This is a genomic window from Cryobacterium sp. TMT1-66-1 (genome assembly GCF_004403435.1).
GTDB classification, from domain to species: Bacteria; Actinomycetota; Actinomycetes; order Actinomycetales; family Microbacteriaceae; genus Cryobacterium; species Cryobacterium flavum.
Map to the genome: position 1 here is coordinate 462,259 of NZ_SOGP01000006.1, position 17,350 is coordinate 479,608.

Genomic DNA, 17,350 nt, shown 5'->3' on the forward strand with positions numbered 1-17,350 from the left:
GTCCAACACGTAACAGCCAAATTCACCGCGCGCACGCCAGGAGGGCAGAACGCGGAAGCCATTGCCACGCTTTCACGCTACGGTCGTGGTGTGGCCAAGACAGCAGCAAAAGAAACGATCCTGCCGACAGCATCGAGCAGCGCCCCCGCGAGCGTGTCTGCGGGCGCGGCTGCGGGAAGCCGCGCCGCCGCATCCGTTGGTCGAATCCCCGTTCTCGACCTGTCTCCCCAGCTGAAGGACAACCTCTGGCCGGCCCGCGCCTTCGTGGGCGAAGTGGTGCCGTTTGGCGCGACCGCTTTTCGTGAGGGACACGACCTCATCGGCGTCGATCTGCAGCTGACGGCGCCCGACGGCAGCACCACGCGGCATCCGATGGCGTTGCAGGCCGACGGCACCGACCGCTACGGCACCGAGGCCCAACTCGGCGCTGCCGGCCACTGGACCTATCGGGTGCGCGCCTACGCCGACGACTTCGCCACCTGGGAACACAATGCCGCGATCAAGATACCGGCCGGCATTGACGTAGAACTCATGTTCACCATCGGCGGCGAACTCCTCACCCAGGCCGGCGTCGACAAAGCCCGCCCGCTCGCCGCCCGCCGTCTGTTTCAAGCGGCCGCGAAGACCCTCGCCGACACCGGTAAGCCGGCCACCGAGCGTTTTCTCGCCGTGGCAGATGCCGCCCTCCTGCAGGCCATCAGTGCCCACCCCCTCGCCGGACTGGCCTCACTCTCGGCCGAGCGCACGATTATCGTCGAACGGGCCAGAGCCGGGGTCGGCTCCTGGTACGAATTCTTTCCACGCTCGGAGGGCGCCGTGCGGCGCGCCGACGGCAGCTGGAAAAGCGGAACGTTCCGCACCGCAGCCAAGCGACTGCCCGCCGTGGCCGCCATGGGCTTCGACGTGCTCTACCTTCCGCCGATTCACCCGATCGGGCAGGCCTTTCGCAAGGGACCGAATAATTCGCTCGAGGTCGCCCCCGGCGATCCGGGCTCGCCCTGGGCGATCGGCTCGAAAGACGGCGGCCACGACGCCATCCACCCAGACCTCGGCACGGTGGCCGACTTCACGTTCTTTCTGCAGAAGGCCGCCTCCCTCGGCATCGAGGTCGCCCTCGACTTTGCGCTGCAGGCTTCCCCCGACCATCCCTGGGTCACGGAGCACCCGGAGTGGTTCACGACGCTGCCCGACGGCAGCATCGCCTACGCCGAAAACCCGCCGAAAAAATATCAGGATATCTACCCGATCAATTTCGACAATGATCCGGACGGCATCCGCGCCGAGGCGCTGCGCCTGCTGCGCTACTGGATCAGCCTGGGCGTGCGTATCTTTCGGGTGGACAACCCGCACACCAAGCCGCTCGACTTCTGGGAATGGCTGCTCGCCGAAGTCAACCAGGCCGACCCCGACGTGGTGTTTCTGGCCGAAGCGTTCACTCGCCCGGCCCTCATGCAGGCGCTCGGCAAGGTCGGCTTCCAGCAGTCGTACACCTACTTCACCTGGCGCAACACGAAGATCGAGCTCGAGGAGTTCTTCGACGGCCTCGCCACCGACACCCCCGACTTTCTGCGCCCGAACCTGTTCGTGAACACCCCCGATATTCTCACCGAATACCTGCAATTCGGCGGGCCGGCCGCCTTCAAGATTCGAGCGGCACTGGCCGCGACGGCGGCGCCGAGCTGGGGGGTCTACGCCGGTTTCGATCTGTTCGAGAACGTCGCACGGCCGGGCGCCGAAGAGAGCATCGACAACGAGAAGTACGAGTACCGGCCGCGTGACTGGAGCAAGGCCGAGGAGCTCGGTAAGTCCCTTGCGCCGTACCTCACGCTGCTGAACCGCATCCGCTCCGAGCATCCGGCGCTCGGCCAGCTGCGCAACCTCGACATCCACTCGAGCGACGACGATTCGATCCTCGTCTACAGCAAGTACCTCGACGCGGCGTTCACCGGCACCGGCCAAGCGGATGCCCTCCTCATCGTCGCCAACGTCGACCCGCACTCGGTGCGCCAGACCGTGGTGCACCTCGACGTGACTCGGTTCGGCATTGCGCGCGGCGACACCTTCGACGTGCACGACCTCGTCTCGGGTGCCACCTGGACCTGGTCGGCCGATAACTTCGTGCGGCTCGATGCTTTCACCGAACCGGTGCACATTCTGCACGTCACTCCCCACGATCCTGGCCAGGGCCGCGCATGAGCGACAGCAAGAAGAAACACAAGAAGAAGAAGAAGAAGAAGAAGAAGAAGAAGAAGAAGAAGAAGAAGAAGAAGAAGAAGAAGAACAAGTCCACGGACAAGAAGGGTCAGGGAAAGAAAATCGACGCTAAGAAGGCTCAGTCCCCGAAGACACCGTCTGTGAAAAAGCACGTCGCCCCGCCCGAGCCGGCTGCGATCGACGATCACATCTTGGAGGCCGTCGCCGCCGGTAGCTACTACAACCCCCACGAAATTCTCGGCCAGCACCTCGCCCACCAGACTGGCGTCTCCGACCCGCTCGTGATCATTCGCGCCCTACGCCCGCTTGCAACCGAGGTCTTCGCCATTCTCGCCAACGGCTCCCACGTGGAGCTGGCGCACCTCGCGCACGGCATCTGGCAGGGCGAAAGCACCCTCGGACTCAGCGACTACACGATCGAGGCCCGCTACGAGGACGCCCCCACCTGGATCTGCGATGACCCGTACCGATTCATCCCGACCCTCGGCGAGCTGGACCTGCACCTCATCGGTGAAGGCCGCCACGAGCGCCTCTGGGACGTTTTGGGCGCCCACCACCGTCAGCACCAGGGCATCACGGCGTCATCGACCGGCACGTCGTTCGCGGTGTGGGCGCCGCACGCCCGCGCCGCACGGGTGATCGGCGACTTCAACGGGTGGAGCGGCGTGACCCACGCCATGCGCAACATGGGAAGCACCGGCGTCTGGGAGCTGTTCATTCCGGGCCTCGAACTCGGCACCAACTACAAGTTTCAGCTGCTTGCGCAGTCCGGCGCCTGGGTGGAAAAGGCCGATCCGATGGCCCGTCTCGCCGAGGTACCACCGCAGACCGCGTCGGTCGTCACAGAGTCCCACTACGAGTGGGCGGATGACGCCTGGCTCTTCAATCGCAAGGCCAACGATCCGCACAACCAGGCCATGAGTGTCTACGAGATGCACGTCGGCTCTTGGCGCCCCGGCCTCGGCTACCGAGACCTGGCCGATGAGCTCGTCGGTTACCTGCAGGAACTGAGCTTCACGCACGTGGAATTCATGCCCCTGGCGGAGCATCCGTTTGGCGGTTCCTGGGGCTACCAGGTCAGCGGCTATTACGCACCGACCAGCCGGTTCGGCTCCCCCGACGACCTGCGCTACCTGATCGACCGGCTGCACCAGGCCGGCATCGGCGTGATCATGGACTGGGTGCCCGGTCACTTTCCCAAGGACGACTTCGCCCTGGCCCGGTTCGACGGCCAGGCCCTGTACGAGCACCCCGACCCGCGTCGCGGTGAGCAGCTGGACTGGGGCACCTACATTTTTGACTTCGGGCAGATGCAGGTGCGCAACTTCCTCGTCGCCAACGCGCTGTACTGGCTCGAAGAATTCCACATCGACGCCTTGCGCGTCGACGCCGTCGCCTCCATGCTCTACCTCGACTATTCGCGCGAAGACGGCCAGTGGGAGCCGAACCAGTACGGCGGCAACGAGAACCTTGAGGCGATCAGCCTGCTGCAGGAGATCACCGCGACGGCGTACAAGCGCAATCCGGGCACGATCATGATCGCCGAGGAATCCACCAACTGGGGCGGAGTGACGGCGCCGACCAGCGGTGGCGGCCTCGGTTTCGGGTTCAAGTGGAACATGGGCTGGATGCACGACTCGCTCGAGTATATGCAGGTCGACCCGATGTACCGCTCCTACCATCACAACGACATCACGTTCTCGTTCATCTACGCCTTTAGCGAGAACTTCCTGCTGCCGATCAGCCACGACGAGGTCGTGCACGGCAAGGGCGCCCTGGTCTCCAAGATGCCCGGTGATTCCTGGCAGCAACTCGCCAATGTGCGCGCCTACCTCGCGTTCATGTGGGCGCACCCCGGCAAGCAGCTATTGTTCATGGGCAGCGAGTTCGGTCAGCGTTCGGAGTGGAGCGAAGAGCGCGGATTGGACTGGTGGATGCTCGACCAGCCGGCACACCGCGGCCTGTTCAATCTCGTCGGCCAGCTCAACCGGGTCTACCGCGACAACGCGAGCCTGTGGAGCCGGGACAACGACCCGGGCGGCTTCGAACTGCTCGACGGCGGCGCTGCCAGCCAGAACGTCGTGTCGTTTCTGCGCTGGGACAACCACGGCGTTCCGGTCGCCTGCTTCTTCAACTTCGCCGGCCAGCCGCACACCGACTACCGGGTCGGCCTTCCGTTCGCCGGGCAGTGGGAGGAAATCCTCAACACGGATGCCGGCGACTTCGGCGGCTCCGGTGTGGGAAATCAGGGCAGTGTGGAGGCGTATAACGACCCCTGGGCCGGTCGTCCGGCCTCGGCGACCGTGACCCTGCCGCCTCTGGCCGGTCTCTGGTTGCGCCTCCGCCGCTAACTATCCCGCGAGAGCGCAAAAAGTGCCCATTTGACCTAGTCAAATGGGCACTTTTTGCGCTCTCGCGAAATGGAAAGTTAGTAGAGGAGGGCGGTGAGGCGCGAGCGTGTCGGGGGGACGCGGGGATCGTCCTGGCCGACGACCTCGAACAGCTCGAGGATGCGCTCGCGGATGGCGTTGCGCCCGGGGGCTGGCTGGGCCGGAAAGAGGCCGAGCAACCGATCGAAAGCGTCCTCGATGTGGCCGCCGGACAGATCGAGGTCGGCGACCAGAAGTTGAGCGTCGAGATCGTCGGGAGCGGAGGCCGCCCCATTGCGAATCTGGTCGATGGTCTTGCCCTGCAGCCGCGCCAGCAGGCTAACCTGGGCCAGCCCGGCAACGGCCATCGTGTCGTTCGGGTTCTGCGCCAGTGCAGTGCGGTATTCGCTCTGGGCGGTGGCGTAGTCGCCGGCCTCGATGGCGGTGTACGCCTCCAGGTGGTGCGGTGGCAGCGGCTCATCGACGGCAACGGCCGGCTCGGTGCCGGCGTTCGCGTCGGCGGCCTCGGCCGTGCCGGTCACGCCCTGCTGGGCGGCGAGCTCGAGCACCCGAACGAGCAGCTCCGCGATCTGCTCCTCGCCGAGCGGGCCGTTGAAGAGCTGTACCGGCTGACCGGTGATGACGGCGGCGACCGTGGGCACCGTCTGGGCCTGGAAAGCCTGAGCGAGTTGCGGATTCGCGTCAATGTCAACGCGGGCCAGCACGAACCGGCCGTCGAGGCCGGTGATGAGCTTCTCGAGCACCGCCAGGAGCTGGGTCGAAGGCTCGCTGCGGGATGCCCACAGCCCGACGATCACGGGAACGCGGGACGAGAGCTCGAGCAGCTCACCGAAATTGGCGTCCGTGCCGTCGATGACGAGACTAGGAACCATGACGGGGCCGGACGGCGCCGGCGCTCCCCCCACGGGTGCACCGGTCACGGGCGCCCCGTTCGTGGACACCGGGGGCGCGCCCGTCGGGGCACGGTTCACGAGCGAGGAGAGGTCGACCGCTCCGCGCAGGTTCGATCCGGAAGGGGGCATATTCGTCATGGAAGCTCCGCCGATGTGATGAGGCCCTGGGCAAAGCCCAGAAGCACGATTTTGTCGCTCGAACCGGCCGTGGGCACATAGAACAACAGCTGGTCGCGATAGGTGTTCGAGAAGCCCTTGGCCGTGGTGGTGATGCCGGAGAGCGCCTTCGTGGCGAGGGCATCGGCCGCCGGACCCACGGTGGCACCGGCATCCACCGGCTTGACCGTTTCGGTCTCGGTCATGCTGACCGCCACGATGCTGCCCGAGTCGTTGGTCGCGAGGGCGACGGCTTCATCGCTGCCCGCGGCAGCCGCGAACTCGATCGACGCGGTCGACGGCAGGGCGGCGATCTTGGCCGCATTCAGGTCGGCGACCTGCACCCGGAAATTATCGCCCTCGCTCTCGAACAGCCCGAAGGAGGGGCTGGCTTCGCCCTGCACCAGGATGTCGGCGTACGCGGCGGCCAATTCATTCGGCGGCAGCAACAGCAACTTGTTGTCGGGAGCGATGGCCGGAGCACCGACGATGGCCGGAGCCACCTTGGGAACGTGCGCCGACTGTTCCAGCGCGAACAGGTAGTCCACTTGATAGTTCGTGCGCGGCGATTCCTGCTTGAGGATGACCGCCATCGTCGGAATGCTGGGGTCGTTTTCATCCTGGATGACGGTCATGACCACCCGCGGCCAGGAATTCGTCTGCTGCGGCAAGGTGAAGGTGAGCGGAGCACCCGCCAGAGCGACGAGCGGCGCCACGGCCGGATCCACGGCGCGAATCTTGTAGTTGGCCAGTCGTTGTTCCAGCGCCGGACCGGTGAATCGCGTGGCGAGGGTCTCGGTATTCAGGTTCGCATCGGCATCCGCAGTGAGCAGCGAAATTTCGCTCATGATCGTCTCAAGCTGGGAGACGGTCACGGCGGGCGGTGGCAGCTCGGCGGCAGCTTCGACGGAATCGGTGGACTGGGGCGTCGGCGTTGGGGTCGCTGTGGCGGTGTTGGCCGTGCTGAAATCGGGCCACAGATCTGCCGAACAGCCACTCAACGCCAGACCGGAAACCACGATCATGGGAAGGATGGCGACACGGCGAGCGATTCCTCGCCGTGACGTGATCTGACTGGCCTTGATCGCCTTCGGACGCGGCGCGCGCGGCAACTTGGGCATACGCGGACCGCGCGGAACATTGCGGCGCGGACGACGGGATCGACGCAGATGCAGCAGGGCCAGTAGGTACAACACCAGGCCGGCCAACAGCAGCAAGGCACCACCGGCCAGCAGCGGGCCCGCCCACGGCGTGGAATTGTCGGACGCCCAGGACAAACGGACGCTGGCGGGTGCCGGTTCGATTCCGTCCGATGCGACGATCACCGAAATACCTTCAGGCAAGGTCAGCGTGGTGGTCACGGAGTTCGTGCCGGAGTATTCGTCGAGCCAGAGGTCGGAACCGGCCGGATTCATGATCGCGGCGGCGGCATCCGTTGTGGCGGCGTCCGTCCCTGCGCTACCGCCCGTGGCCCCCTCAGAATCGTCGGGCGTGACCGCCGCAGTGATGGTGGAGGTGAGCTCACCGGTTTTCTCGCTCAGGCCGACGGTGGCAAATGAGTCGTCACCGATCCAGGCAGCGACGTCTTCCGACCGCCCGTAGGCCACGAAGATGGGCCCGTCTCCGCGCACGTTGATGGTCTGGCTGCCCGAAGAGGCTGCGAGGGCGCTCGGGTCGATCACGGTGTACTTCGCCGTTCCGGTGACGGTCGAGCTCAGGGACGTGAAAGCGGGCTCGAGCAGGATCGTGCGCTGTGCGATGCCGAGAACGATCATCACGGCAGCAAGAACGAAGGCCGCAATGGCAAGAACAAAACGCACGTATCACCCTTCAGCATTTGAGCTGGTCGGTACAGTCTGGTTGGTACTGTTCAGTCACTCTGGCTGACTCACGTGACTGAAAGTCCTCAGACACGGACTTTCTACGTTACTGCGTTCACCTGAAAGGTGCCTAATAGCAGCCGAGGCCCGGCCAGCCGATGATCGGGTATTCGCGACGGCGGCGAGACACTAAAATTGGGGGCGTTCCCCGTCATGCATGATCCATCGAGGGCCGGGGCCCATCTGTAAGGAGTAAAAGTGTCTGACGACGAAGCTGATTTCACCCAGGTATTTCGCGGCTACGACAAGGACGAGGTGGCCAAGGCTATCCAGTCGCTGCGTCGCGAACTGATTCAAGCCAACACCCAGAACGCCGAGGCCGGCCGCGAGGTCAAACGCCTGGCGGCGCGCATCGACGATCTCAACGCCGAGATCGAAGAGGTTGGAAGCCCCACCTTCTCCGGACTTGGAACCAAGTTGGAGAACACCCTTCGCGTCGCCGAAGAGCAGTCCACTCGCGTCATTGCCCAGGCCGATATCGACGCCGAAAAGCTTCGGGCCGCTACCACTGACGAGGTGCAGCTGCTCCGTCACAATGCCCTCGAGCAGGCCGAACGCACCCTGTCCGATGCCGCCGTCAAGGCGCGTCGGGTGCTCGATGACGTCAGGGTCGAAGCGGATGATGTGCGCGCCCGTGCCCAGGACGACCAGGCCCAGATCGTTCAGGATGCGGTTCGCGATGCCTCCCTGATTCGGGGCGCTGTCGCCACCGAGGCTGCGGAAGCCCGTGCCACGGTCAAGCGTGAGGTTGCGGCCATCCGCTCTGAAGCCGATCGTGAAGCGGCAGAAGTACGCGTGGTCGCTCAGCGTGAAGCCACCGAAGCCCGCGAGATCGCGGCCGGTCTGACAAACGAGACCGAACTCACCCGCGCCGAAGTAGCCCTGGAACTCGACCAGCAGCGGGCTGACCTGCAGCGCGAAACCGAGCAGGCCCGCGTCGATCTGGCCGCCGAGACCGACCAGGCCAGGGTCGATCTGGCTCGGGAGTCCGAGCTCGCCCGACTGGCTGGCGCCCACGACGCCGACCAGGCGCGCACCCTGCTCGCCGCCGAGATCGAACAGGGGCGCATCGACCTGGCCCGCGAGATCGAACAGGCACACGCAGTGACCGAGGTCGAACGCGAGCAGGCTCAGACCGATCTGGCCCGCGAACTTGATCGCAAGCGTGCCGGTCTGTCCCGCGAGATCGAACAGGGCCGCGCGGCCCTCGCCGCCGAGGTGGAGCAGGCCGCCGCCGACCTGGCCCGCGAGAACCAGCAGGCCCGCATCGACGCCGAGGCCGAGGCCGAGCAGGCCCGCATCGATCTGGAGAACCAGCTCACCGCCACGCGCAAGAAGGGCGAGCACGAAGCTAGCCGTCTGGCCCGGGAGATCGACCAGGCGCGAGCCGACTTCGACGTGGAGCTGAAGGCCCGCCGTGACGAGGCCGAGCAGGAGCACCTCGCCCGGCACCAGGAAGCCGTGGCGCAGGCGCAGAAGTTCCAGCTCGATGCCGCCAAACAGCTCACCGAGACGACCGAGCGTACCGCGGAACTGCGCACGCTCAACGACCAGCTCGATGCTGGCGCTCGCGAAGAGGCCAAGGCCAACAAGGAACTGGCCGAAGAGAGCGCCGCGCGCATTCTCAGCGACGCCCACACCACGGCAACCGCGCTCGTCACCGACGCCACGACACGCTCACGTACCCTCGTTGCCGACGCCGAAGACCGGTTGTCCCAGATTAGGATTGAGCGCGACGCCGTTGCCGGTTATTTTGAAAGCCTACGCAGCGTTTTGACCCAGGCAGAACGGGTCGCAGCCGAGTAATTCCCTACTCCTGGAGACGACACGTGAAAATTCAGAACGCCTTTCGATTCGGACTCGTCGGAACCCTGGGCGTAGGCCTGGGCCTGCTGATCATCACCTCGGTGATCACCCTGCAGACGATCATCATCTATGTCGGGGCCGCGCTGTTCATTGCGCTCGGCCTCGACCCGGCGGTCTCCTGGCTGGAGAAGAAGAAGTTCCCGCGCTGGGCGGCCATTCTCATCGTCGTCGCGGGCGTCCTCGGCGTACTCACCGGCGTGATCTTTGCGATCGTGCCAATCATCGTCGACCAGGTCTCCAAGCTGTCCAAGCTTATTCCGGAGCTCGTCACGGCCGTGAACAGCTCAACTTTCCTGAGCGATCTGCAGAAGCAGTTCCCCGGTCTCGACATCACCGAGATCACCAAGACGATCACTAATTTTCTCGGCGGAAACCTCACCAACATCACGGCGACGGTCGTGCAGTCGGGGTTGGCCTTCGTGAACGGCCTGTTCGGCGGGCTCATCATCCTGATTCTCACGCTCTACTTCACGGCCTCGCTGAACAACATGAAACGCGCCACCTACCAGCTGGTTCCCGCGTCCAAGCGGGAACGGTTCACCGACATCAGCGAACAGATCACCACGGCCGTCGGCCGCTACATCGTCGGCCAGGCGGCGTTGGCCTCGGTCAATGGCGTGCTGAGCTTCATCTTTCTGTCGATCATCGGCGCGCCGTTCCCGGCGCTGCTGGCGTTCATCGCCTTCCTGCTGTCGCTGATTCCGCTGGTCGGTACGATCTCCGGTTCGGTCATCATCGTGCTGACCTGCCTGATTCCCGAGATCGGCAGTTCTCCGCAGACCGCGCTGGCCGCGGCGATCTACTACCTCATCTATATGCAGGTCGAGGCATACGTACTCAGCCCCAACATCATGAACCGGGCCGTCTCTGTGCCGGGCGCGGTCGTCGTGATCGCGGCTCTGGCCGGCGGCAGCCTGCTCGGCATTCTCGGTGCCCTGATCGCGATCCCGGTGGCCGCTTCGGTCATCATGATCGTCAAACAGGTCGTCATCCCCCGCCAGAACGAGCTCTGACGCCCGACGACCTGCCTCAGGAGGCAGCGGGCGGCGGCGCGGGCCACTCGGTCGGCAACGGCAGTGCGCCGGGGGTGATGGTGGCGACGATCTCGGTGAGCACCCGACGGGTCAGATTCTCGCCCACCCAGAGGTGCTTGCCACCCTCGACGGCGACCAGACGCATACCGGGCACGCTGGCGAACCGCAGGCGGGCGGCATCCGGTCGCAGGTAGTCGTCGAACTCGGGGATCAGCGCGACCAGTTCGCGTTCGTTGCCGGCCCACGCTGCCAGCTCTTCGTTGGTCGTGCGGTGCAGCGGCGGTGACAGCAGGATGGCCCCGCGGATGGGGTGCTCCAGGCCGTACTTGAGGGCCAGTTCGGTGCCGAAGGACCAGCCGACCAGCCAGGGATTGGGAAGGTGGCGTTCGGCGACGAAAGTCATTGCCGCGGCGACATCGGCCCGTTCGGTGAGGCCATGACCGAAATCACCTTCGCTGGTGCCGCGCGGCGATGACGTGCCGCGGGTGTTGAAGCGCAGCACGGCCAGATCGGCCAGGGCTGGCAGCCGGTTGGCGGCCTTTCGCAGAATGTGCGAGTCCATGAAGCCGCCGGCGGTGGGCAGCGGATGCAGCGTCACGAGTGTCGCTACCGGCGCACGATCCACCGGGGTCGCCAGCTCGCCCACCAGGGTGAGGCCGTCGCTGGTGCGCAGCTCGATGTGTTCGATGGTGGCGGGCAGTTCGATGCCACCACGAATATCAACCGGCACGGGTTCTCCTGAACTTTCGCGGGTCATTTGATCTTCCAACAGTGGGTGTGCCAGTGCCGCCGGTTGGAGAGGTCGGCGTTGTCGCCGAGCACTCCATCCCCGCGCCAGGTGACGATATGAGCGGTGCCGGGAAGGATTCCCTGGGTGCATCCCGGGCACAGATACGTTTTGACCGCCTGCTTGGCGGGAACCGGCTGCACGTGCCAAAGGCCGTCCCGCCGCACCTCACTGCGCCGCCACCCCGCGAGCAGATGATTCAGGTCAACGGCTTCGTCGTCGTCGACCGGCTGCTGGGCTTTGCGGCCTCGGGGTCGATTGCTGCGCGCCATGATTCCAGTCTAAAGTGCGCACCTGGCGCCGCTCGACAGCCGAAGTGCGGCTAGTACCAGCCCGAGGCCTGCGACTTCGCCCACGCGCCGCAGGGGGTGCCGTAGCGCCCGGTGATGTAACCCAGGCCCCATTCGATCTGCGTTCCGGCATTGGTGGCCCAGTCCTCGCCCGCCGTGGCCATTTTGGAGCCGGGGAGCGCCTGCGGAATCCCATAGGCTCCGCTCGAACCGTTCTGGGCGTTGACGCGCCAGCCAGATTCCTTCTGCCAGAGCGAGACGAGGCAGTTGTACTGGTCTTCGCCCCAGCCGCGAGCGGCAACGGCGTCGTAGGCGTAGGCCTGGGCCGAGCCGGGATCGGGCACGGCGGCAGATGGGGCGGTGAAGCTCTGCGTTTTCTTTTCGACCGCGACGACGACGGGCACCGGTTTGGGCTTCTCGGTAACGGCATAGCCGTCGCGGGTGATGGTGTTCGCGTAGCTGCCGGCGACGAGAACGGCCTGGGCCGGCCCAGTATCGGTCGTGCTGCCGGCTATCTGAAAATACGGTGACGCCGTAGCGCCGGAGTAGGGGTCGACCACGGTGACGAGAACGAAGGCACAGGCGGCGGTGAAGCCGAACATGAAGTGCGCGGGCTTCACCCGGCGTCGGGTTCGACGAACTTTCGGCCGGGCCGCGGCCGGGACAGTGTCGATAACTTGCAGATGCCTACCCATTAGTACACGACCTTAGCTGACAAATTAGGTAACGACCAAGTAACGGCGGTCAAATCAGCGGACCGCGAGCATGACGTCGACGACGCTGTCGAGCACGAGGTCCACCTGCGCTTCCCGGTATCCGCCCCGTTCAGGGCGAAAAACGGCGGTGCGAACCTCGTCAACGGTGAGCTCGCGACCGTCTTGAAAATACTTCACCAATTTGTTCGCGAGGCGGTCGACATCCACTCGTTTATAGCCGACCGCGAGCACGCTGGTGCGGGTGAAACGGTGCCCGGGGGTGCGGCTGAGTCGGGCCACGATCACGTCGGCGGTGCCCTCGGCGTCAGCCATCCAGGCCTGCTCGCCCCGGTCGTGCGTCGCCTGATCGCGTTCCCGAGCCGCGAAGGCGTCTTCGAGCCGCTCCAGCGCCGCGTCGACGTGTTCGGGTGAGTATCCGCCCTTGTGCATGGCGAAGGCGGTGTGACGGATCCCCTCGGCCGTCAATGCTGCAACGGTGCGGGCAGCTTCCGCCTCGGCCTTCTCCGCGACAATCGCGTGGATGGCCTCGGTCCCGTCGGCGGCGCCGGCTTCGTCGTCCGTGGTCGGCGGCGGCGTGGTGACGGTCTCGGTGTCGGCAGTCTCGGTGCCGGTGGCGATCTCGTCGACGGACTCCACGACACCAGTATCGGCATCGAGGTCGTCGCCCGGGTGGTCAGGCTGGTCGTACGCGCGTCGGGCTGCGGCCAGGAACGCGTCGACCTGGGAGACGTTGTAGCCGAGAGACTTCTTGCCCACTCGGGGAAATATGGTGCTCATAGCCTCATTGTCTCGTACGAAGTTCGTGGGAAAAGAATCGCCCCGGCTCATGCAAAGACCAGGTAAAGCGCGTAGGCGGCAGCGGCCGACGGCAGGATCGAGTCGAGCCGGTCCAGAAAGCCGCCGTGCCCTGGCAGCCACGAGCTCATGTCTTTGATACCGAGGTCGCGCTTGATCAGTGATTCGGCCAGGTCGCCGAAGGTGGCGGTGAGCAGAATGACAGCGCCGAACACCAGTCCGAACCACCACGGCTGCTGGAGCATGAAGATCGACAGCAGCACACCGGCGATCATGCAGATCAGGCCGGCCCCGATGAAGCCTTCCCAGGTCTTCTTGGGGCTGATCGACGGTGCCATCGGGTGCTTGCCGAAGTTGAGGCCGCTGACGTAGGCTCCCGTGTCGGCAGAGATAACCAAGATCAGAAAGGCGAGCGTCCACCACTGTCCGTGGTCCTGGGCCACGAGCAGCACGGCGAAACTCGCGAGAAAGACCACGTAGACCTGAATCAGGATGCCGCCGCCCACGTCGCCAACGATGGATCGGGCCGAGGCGCGATGTGACGGAATGACCAGCAGTGCCAGACGCCACAGGCCGATCAGCACGATGCCGCCGAGCATGACCAGCCATTGGCCGGTTGCCCCGCCATAGAACGCGGCCGGAACGATCGCGATGGCCGAGATGATCACGGGGATGCGCGGAACGTTGCGTCCGGCATGCCGCAGGGCCTGGGCCAGCTCGAACGCACAGAAACCGACGATCACGACGGCGAAGATCATGAAGAGCTGTTTGATGATGATGAGGCTCACCAGCATGGAGCCGCCGAGCACCAGTCCGATCAGGATGGCCAGAATGAGGTTGCGCCCAGTACGCGCTTCGATGCGTTCGTTGGCCTGGTCGAGTTGAGCCCGTGTGGCCTGCACCTGGCGTTCAAAATCGGCCTTGGTGGTTTGCACCTGGCGTTCGAAATCAGCGCGCGTGGTTTTCACTTGCGCCCGGAACTCGGCGCGACTGACGCCGCGACCGCGTTTGTGCGGCTGGTCATTCTCCGGTTTCTCGGTCATCTGAAGCTCCTAGATCTCGAGGAGTTCGGCTTCCTTGCGCTTGAAGGCGTCGTCGATGCCGTCCACGTGGCTCTTGGTGATCAGCTCGAGTTCCTTCTCGGCACGACCGACCTCGTCGTCGCCGACCTCGCTCTTGAGGGCGTCGAGTTCATCCTTGGCCTTGCGGCGAATGTTGCGCACCGAGATGCGGGCATCCTCTGCTTTGGCCTTGACGATCTTCACGAACTCCTTGCGGCGTTCCGTGGTGAGTTCGGGGAGGGTGGCCCGGATGGTGGTGCCGTCGTTGCCGACGTTGGCACCCAGGTTCGGGGTGTCGCGAATGGCGATTTCGATGTCGCGCAGCGCTGCCTTGTCATACGGGCCGATCAGCATGGTGCGTGCTTCCTGGTTCTGCAGCGACGCGAGCTGTTCGAGCGGCGTCAGGGTGCCGTAGTAGCTCACCAGAATTTTCGCGAACATTTGCGGGTTGGCTCGCCCGGTGCGCACGGTACCAAAGTCGTCTTTGGCGGCCTCGAGGGCCCGGTTCATGCGCGCAGTGGCGTCGGAAAGAACATCCGCGATCACGGTGACTCCTTTATTGGTGGTGGAACAATTCTAGTTGGAGACGCGAGTGCCCAGATCGGTGCCGAGGATGGCTGCGGTCACGTTGCCCTCCGGCGCCATGCCGAAGACCTGCATGGGCATGTGGTTGTCCATGCACAGGCTGAAGGCGGTGGAGTCGACCACTTTGAGGCCGCGCTGCAGGGCTTCCAGATAGGTGATGTGGTGAATCTTTTGGGCGTCGGGGTTGGTGCGGGGGTCGTCGGAATAAACGCCGTCAACGCCGTTCTTGGCCACCAGCACGACGTCGGCGTCGATTTCGAGGGCGCGCTGCGCGGCGACGGTGTCGGTGGAGAAGTAGGGCAGTCCGGCGCCGGCACCGAAGATGACGACGCGGCCCTTCTCCAGGTGGCGTTCGGCGCGCCGCGGAATGTACTGCTCGGCCACCTGGGTCATCGAGATGGCAGACTGTACGCGCGTTTCGGCGCCGGCCTGTTCGAGAAAGTCCTGCAGGGCCAGGGCGTTCATGACAGTGCCGAGCATACCCATGTAGTCGGCGCGGCCGCGGTCCATGCCGCGCTGGGAGAGCTCGGCACCGCGAAAGAAGTTTCCGCCGCCGACCACGATGGCCACCTCGACCTGCTTGGCGCCCTCGGCGATTTCACGGGCCAACGAGCTGACGACATCCGGATTGACGCCGACGGCGCCACCGCCGAAGGCCTCACCGGAGAGTTTGAGGAGCACCCGTCGTTTCTTGACGACCGCGGTCGGGCTGGTGTGGGTCGTGGGCGAGCTGGCCGTGTCAGTCATGTCGTGCGGGGCCTTCCGAGAGGGGGTGTTACCAAACTACCAAGTGCACGCGCGTCCCCCAGCGGGGGCACACACACAAACGGAGGCCGGATTGCTTTCGCAATCCGACCTCCGACATTTATTGTTAGGCGCCGACCTTGAACCGGGCGAAGCCCGACACGGTCAGTTTTGCATCGTCCAGAACCTTCGCAACGGACACCTTGTTGTCCTTGGCGTAGTCCTGTTCGAGCAGGGCGACCTGCTTGAGGTACGCCTTGACGCGTCCCTCAACGATCTTGGGCAGTGCCGCTTCCGGCTTGCCCTCGTTCTTCGAGATCTCGGTGACGATCTTGCGCTCAGTCTCCACCAGATCGGCCGGAACGTCGCTCGCTGCGAGGTACTCGGGGTTGGCGAACGATATGTGCTGGGCCACGCTGCGCGCGGTCTCCACATCGGTGCCGGAGAAGCCCAGAACAACGCCGACCTGCGGGGGCAGGTCCTTGCTGGTCTTGTGCAGGTAGATCGAGAACGACTCGCCGGTGACGGCCGCAACACGGCGAAGTTCGAACTTCTCGCCGATGATTGCGGCTTCGCCGTCGATGAGCTCGGCAACGGTCTGGGTTCCAGCGGATGCTGCCAGTCCGGCCTCGACCGTGGTCGCGCCAGCGGCGGCGATCGCGTCGAGAACCTTGTCGGCCAGAACGACGAACTTGTCGCCCTTAGCGACGAAGTCGGTCTCGCAGGCGAGTTCGATCATGTACGCGGTCGTGCCGATTTCCTTGGCGGCGACGAGTCCCTCAGAGGTGGAACGGTCAGCGCGCTTGGCGTTGCCCTTGGCCCCCTTGAGACGCAGGATCTCGATGGCCTTGTCCATGTCGCCGTCAGCTTCAACGAGGGCATTCTTGGTGTCGACCATTCCGGTGCCGAGGTTCTCGCGAAGAGCCTTGACGTTTTCGAGTGTGAAGTTTGCCATACCGGGTTCCTTACTTGGTCTCGTCGGTTGGGACGGTCTCGTCGGCAACCGGAGCGACGGCAGCCAGAACGGCGGCAACGTCGGCGTCGGCGACTGCATCGGCGATGGTGGGCTCTGCAACGACGGCCTCGTCGGCCACGACGGTAGCGTCGGCAACCTTCTCGGTCTCCGCAGAGGACTGCGCGGGGGTGGTCTCGACGTCGGACGCCTGGAGCAGTTCAGCTTCCCACGCGGCGAGGGGCTCAACTTCGGCCTCCGGCTTGGCGTGGCGCTGGATCAGGCCCTCGGCTGCGGCGTCCGCGATGATGCGGGTCAGCAGCCCAACGGAGCGAATGGCGTCGTCGTTGCCCGGGATCGGGTACTGCACGTCGTCGGGGTCGCAGTTGGTGTCGAGGATGGCGATAACCGGGATGCCAAGCTTGCGCGCCTCGTCAATGGCGAGGTGCTCCTTGTTGGTGTCGACAACCCACAGGGCAGACGGGGTCTTCGTGAGGTTGCGGATTCCGCCGAGGCTCTTGTGCAGCTTGACGAGCTCGCGCTTCTTGATGAGCATTTCCTTCTTCGTGAAACCGCTCTTGGCGGTGTCTTCGAAGTCGAGCTCTTCGAGTTCTTTCATACGGGCCAGACGCTTGGAAACGGTCTGGAAGTTGGTGAGAAGTCCACCGAGCCAACGCTGGTTGACGTAGGGCTGGCCCACGCGCTGCGCCTGCTCCGAGATGGATTCCTGGGCCTGCTTCTTGGTGCCGACGAAGAGAATGGTGCCGCCGTGGGCAACCGTCTCCTTGACGAAGTCATAGGCCTTGTCAACGAAACCGAGCGACTGCTGCAGGTCGATGATGTAGATGCCGGAACGCTCGGTGAAGATGAAGCGCTTCATCTTCGGGTTCCAACGGCGGGTCTGGTGCCCGAAGTGCACGCCGCTGTCGAGCAGCTGGCGGATTGTTACGACGGCCATGTGCCGTACTCCTGTTCTGATGCAGGCCT

At 64.8% G+C, this 17,350-nt stretch carries 15 protein-coding genes; 4 read left to right on the forward strand and 11 right to left on the reverse strand.

What is annotated here, in order from left to right; genetic code table 11:
* Positions 1–90 precede the first annotated feature (90 nt).
* Positions 91–2,196 (forward strand): alpha-1,4-glucan--maltose-1-phosphate maltosyltransferase, encoded by a 2,106-nt coding sequence (locus E3T29_RS04685; protein WP_370449111.1) that lies wholly within the window; start codon positions 91–93, stop codon positions 2,194–2,196.
* Complete coding sequence (gene glgB, locus E3T29_RS04690) at positions 2,193–4,565, forward strand: 1,4-alpha-glucan branching protein GlgB (protein WP_194088704.1); 2,373 nt, start codon at positions 2,193–2,195, stop codon at positions 4,563–4,565. Before E3T29_RS04685 ends, glgB begins: the two co-directional genes overlap by 4 nt.
* A 77-nt stretch (positions 4,566–4,642) precedes the next feature.
* Here glgB and E3T29_RS04695 read toward each other — a convergent pair whose 3' ends face one another.
* Both E3T29_RS04695 and E3T29_RS04700 read right to left on the reverse strand, forming a co-directional pair.
* A complete protein-coding gene (locus E3T29_RS04695) occupies positions 4,643–5,635 on the reverse strand; it encodes a tetratricopeptide repeat protein (RefSeq protein WP_134344296.1) in 993 nt (330 codons plus the stop codon).
* On the reverse strand, positions 5,632–7,473 hold the full coding sequence (locus E3T29_RS04700) for a hypothetical protein (RefSeq protein WP_134344298.1): 1,842 nt from the start codon (positions 7,471–7,473) through the stop codon (positions 5,632–5,634). The genes E3T29_RS04695 and E3T29_RS04700 overlap by 4 nt, the downstream gene beginning before the upstream one ends.
* Positions 7,474–7,731: 258 nt before the next feature.
* Between E3T29_RS04700 and E3T29_RS04705 the strand changes: the two genes are divergently transcribed.
* A complete protein-coding gene (locus E3T29_RS04705) occupies positions 7,732–9,339 on the forward strand; it encodes a hypothetical protein (RefSeq protein WP_134344300.1) in 1,608 nt (535 codons plus the stop codon).
* 23 nt (positions 9,340–9,362) lie between these two features.
* A complete protein-coding gene (locus E3T29_RS04710) occupies positions 9,363–10,412 on the forward strand; it encodes an AI-2E family transporter (RefSeq protein WP_092341169.1) in 1,050 nt (349 codons plus the stop codon).
* Positions 10,413–10,428: 16 nt separating this feature from the next.
* Here E3T29_RS04710 and E3T29_RS04715 read toward each other — a convergent pair whose 3' ends face one another.
* The 9 genes from E3T29_RS04715 to rpsB all read right to left on the reverse strand — a co-directional run bounded on the left by E3T29_RS04715 (position 10,429) and on the right by rpsB (position 17,321).
* The gene (locus E3T29_RS04715; protein WP_134344302.1) at positions 10,429–11,190 is read right to left on the reverse strand and encodes an alpha/beta hydrolase; all 762 of its coding nucleotides are present in this window, start codon (positions 11,188–11,190) and stop codon (positions 10,429–10,431) included.
* Positions 11,187–11,492 (reverse strand): hypothetical protein, encoded by a 306-nt coding sequence (locus E3T29_RS04720; protein ID WP_092341171.1) that lies wholly within the window; start codon positions 11,490–11,492, stop codon positions 11,187–11,189. The genes E3T29_RS04715 and E3T29_RS04720 overlap by 4 nt, the downstream gene beginning before the upstream one ends.
* Positions 11,493–11,542: 50 nt before the next feature.
* On the reverse strand, positions 11,543–12,130 hold the full coding sequence (locus E3T29_RS20100) for a lytic transglycosylase domain-containing protein (RefSeq protein ID WP_241987636.1): 588 nt from the start codon (positions 12,128–12,130) through the stop codon (positions 11,543–11,545).
* Positions 12,131–12,259: 129 nt separating this feature from the next.
* Entirely contained in the window at positions 12,260–13,003 is a 744-nt protein-coding gene (locus E3T29_RS04730; protein WP_134344304.1) for a DivIVA domain-containing protein, read from the reverse strand.
* A gap of 47 nt (positions 13,004–13,050) precedes the next feature.
* Positions 13,051–14,064 (reverse strand): phosphatidate cytidylyltransferase, encoded by a 1,014-nt coding sequence (locus tag E3T29_RS04735; protein ID WP_104088228.1) that lies wholly within the window; start codon positions 14,062–14,064, stop codon positions 13,051–13,053.
* Between the two features lie 9 nt (positions 14,065–14,073).
* The gene (frr, locus tag E3T29_RS04740; RefSeq protein WP_092108831.1) at positions 14,074–14,628 is read right to left on the reverse strand and encodes a ribosome recycling factor; all 555 of its coding nucleotides are present in this window, start codon (positions 14,626–14,628) and stop codon (positions 14,074–14,076) included.
* Positions 14,629–14,658: 30 nt separating this feature from the next.
* Positions 14,659–15,414 (reverse strand): UMP kinase, encoded by a 756-nt coding sequence (gene pyrH / locus E3T29_RS04745; RefSeq protein ID WP_092341174.1) that lies wholly within the window; start codon positions 15,412–15,414, stop codon positions 14,659–14,661.
* A gap of 124 nt (positions 15,415–15,538) precedes the next feature.
* Positions 15,539–16,366, reverse strand: coding sequence for a translation elongation factor Ts (tsf, locus tag E3T29_RS04750; protein WP_092341175.1), 828 nt, complete (start codon positions 16,364–16,366; stop codon positions 15,539–15,541).
* 10 nt (positions 16,367–16,376) lie between these two features.
* A complete protein-coding gene (gene rpsB / locus E3T29_RS04755) occupies positions 16,377–17,321 on the reverse strand; it encodes a 30S ribosomal protein S2 (RefSeq protein ID WP_092341176.1) in 945 nt (314 codons plus the stop codon).
* Positions 17,322–17,350: the final 29 nt, after the last annotated feature.

What these genes read in the sequence shown, in the direction of transcription:
- glgB (WP_194088704.1), top strand. Translation starts at nt 2,193, where the DNA reads ATGAGCGACAGCAAGAAGAAACACAAGAAGAAGAAGAAGAAGAAGAAG.
- E3T29_RS04695 (WP_134344296.1), bottom strand. Translation starts at nt 5,635, where the DNA reads ATGACGAATATGCCCCCTTCCGGATCGAACCTGCGCGGAGCGGTCGAC.
- E3T29_RS04715 (WP_134344302.1), bottom strand. Translation starts at nt 11,190, where the DNA reads ATGACCCGCGAAAGTTCAGGAGAACCCGTGCCGGTTGATATTCGTGGT.
- E3T29_RS04720 (WP_092341171.1), bottom strand. Translation starts at nt 11,492, where the DNA reads ATGGCGCGCAGCAATCGACCCCGAGGCCGCAAAGCCCAGCAGCCGGTC.
- E3T29_RS04730 (WP_134344304.1), bottom strand. Translation starts at nt 13,003, where the DNA reads ATGAGCACCATATTTCCCCGAGTGGGCAAGAAGTCTCTCGGCTACAAC.
- E3T29_RS04735 (WP_104088228.1), bottom strand. Translation starts at nt 14,064, where the DNA reads ATGACCGAGAAACCGGAGAATGACCAGCCGCACAAACGCGGTCGCGGC.
- pyrH (WP_092341174.1), bottom strand. Translation starts at nt 15,414, where the DNA reads ATGACTGACACGGCCAGCTCGCCCACGACCCACACCAGCCCGACCGCG.
- tsf (WP_092341175.1), bottom strand. Translation starts at nt 16,366, where the DNA reads ATGGCAAACTTCACACTCGAAAACGTCAAGGCTCTTCGCGAGAACCTC.
- rpsB (WP_092341176.1), bottom strand. Translation starts at nt 17,321, where the DNA reads ATGGCCGTCGTAACAATCCGCCAGCTGCTCGACAGCGGCGTGCACTTC.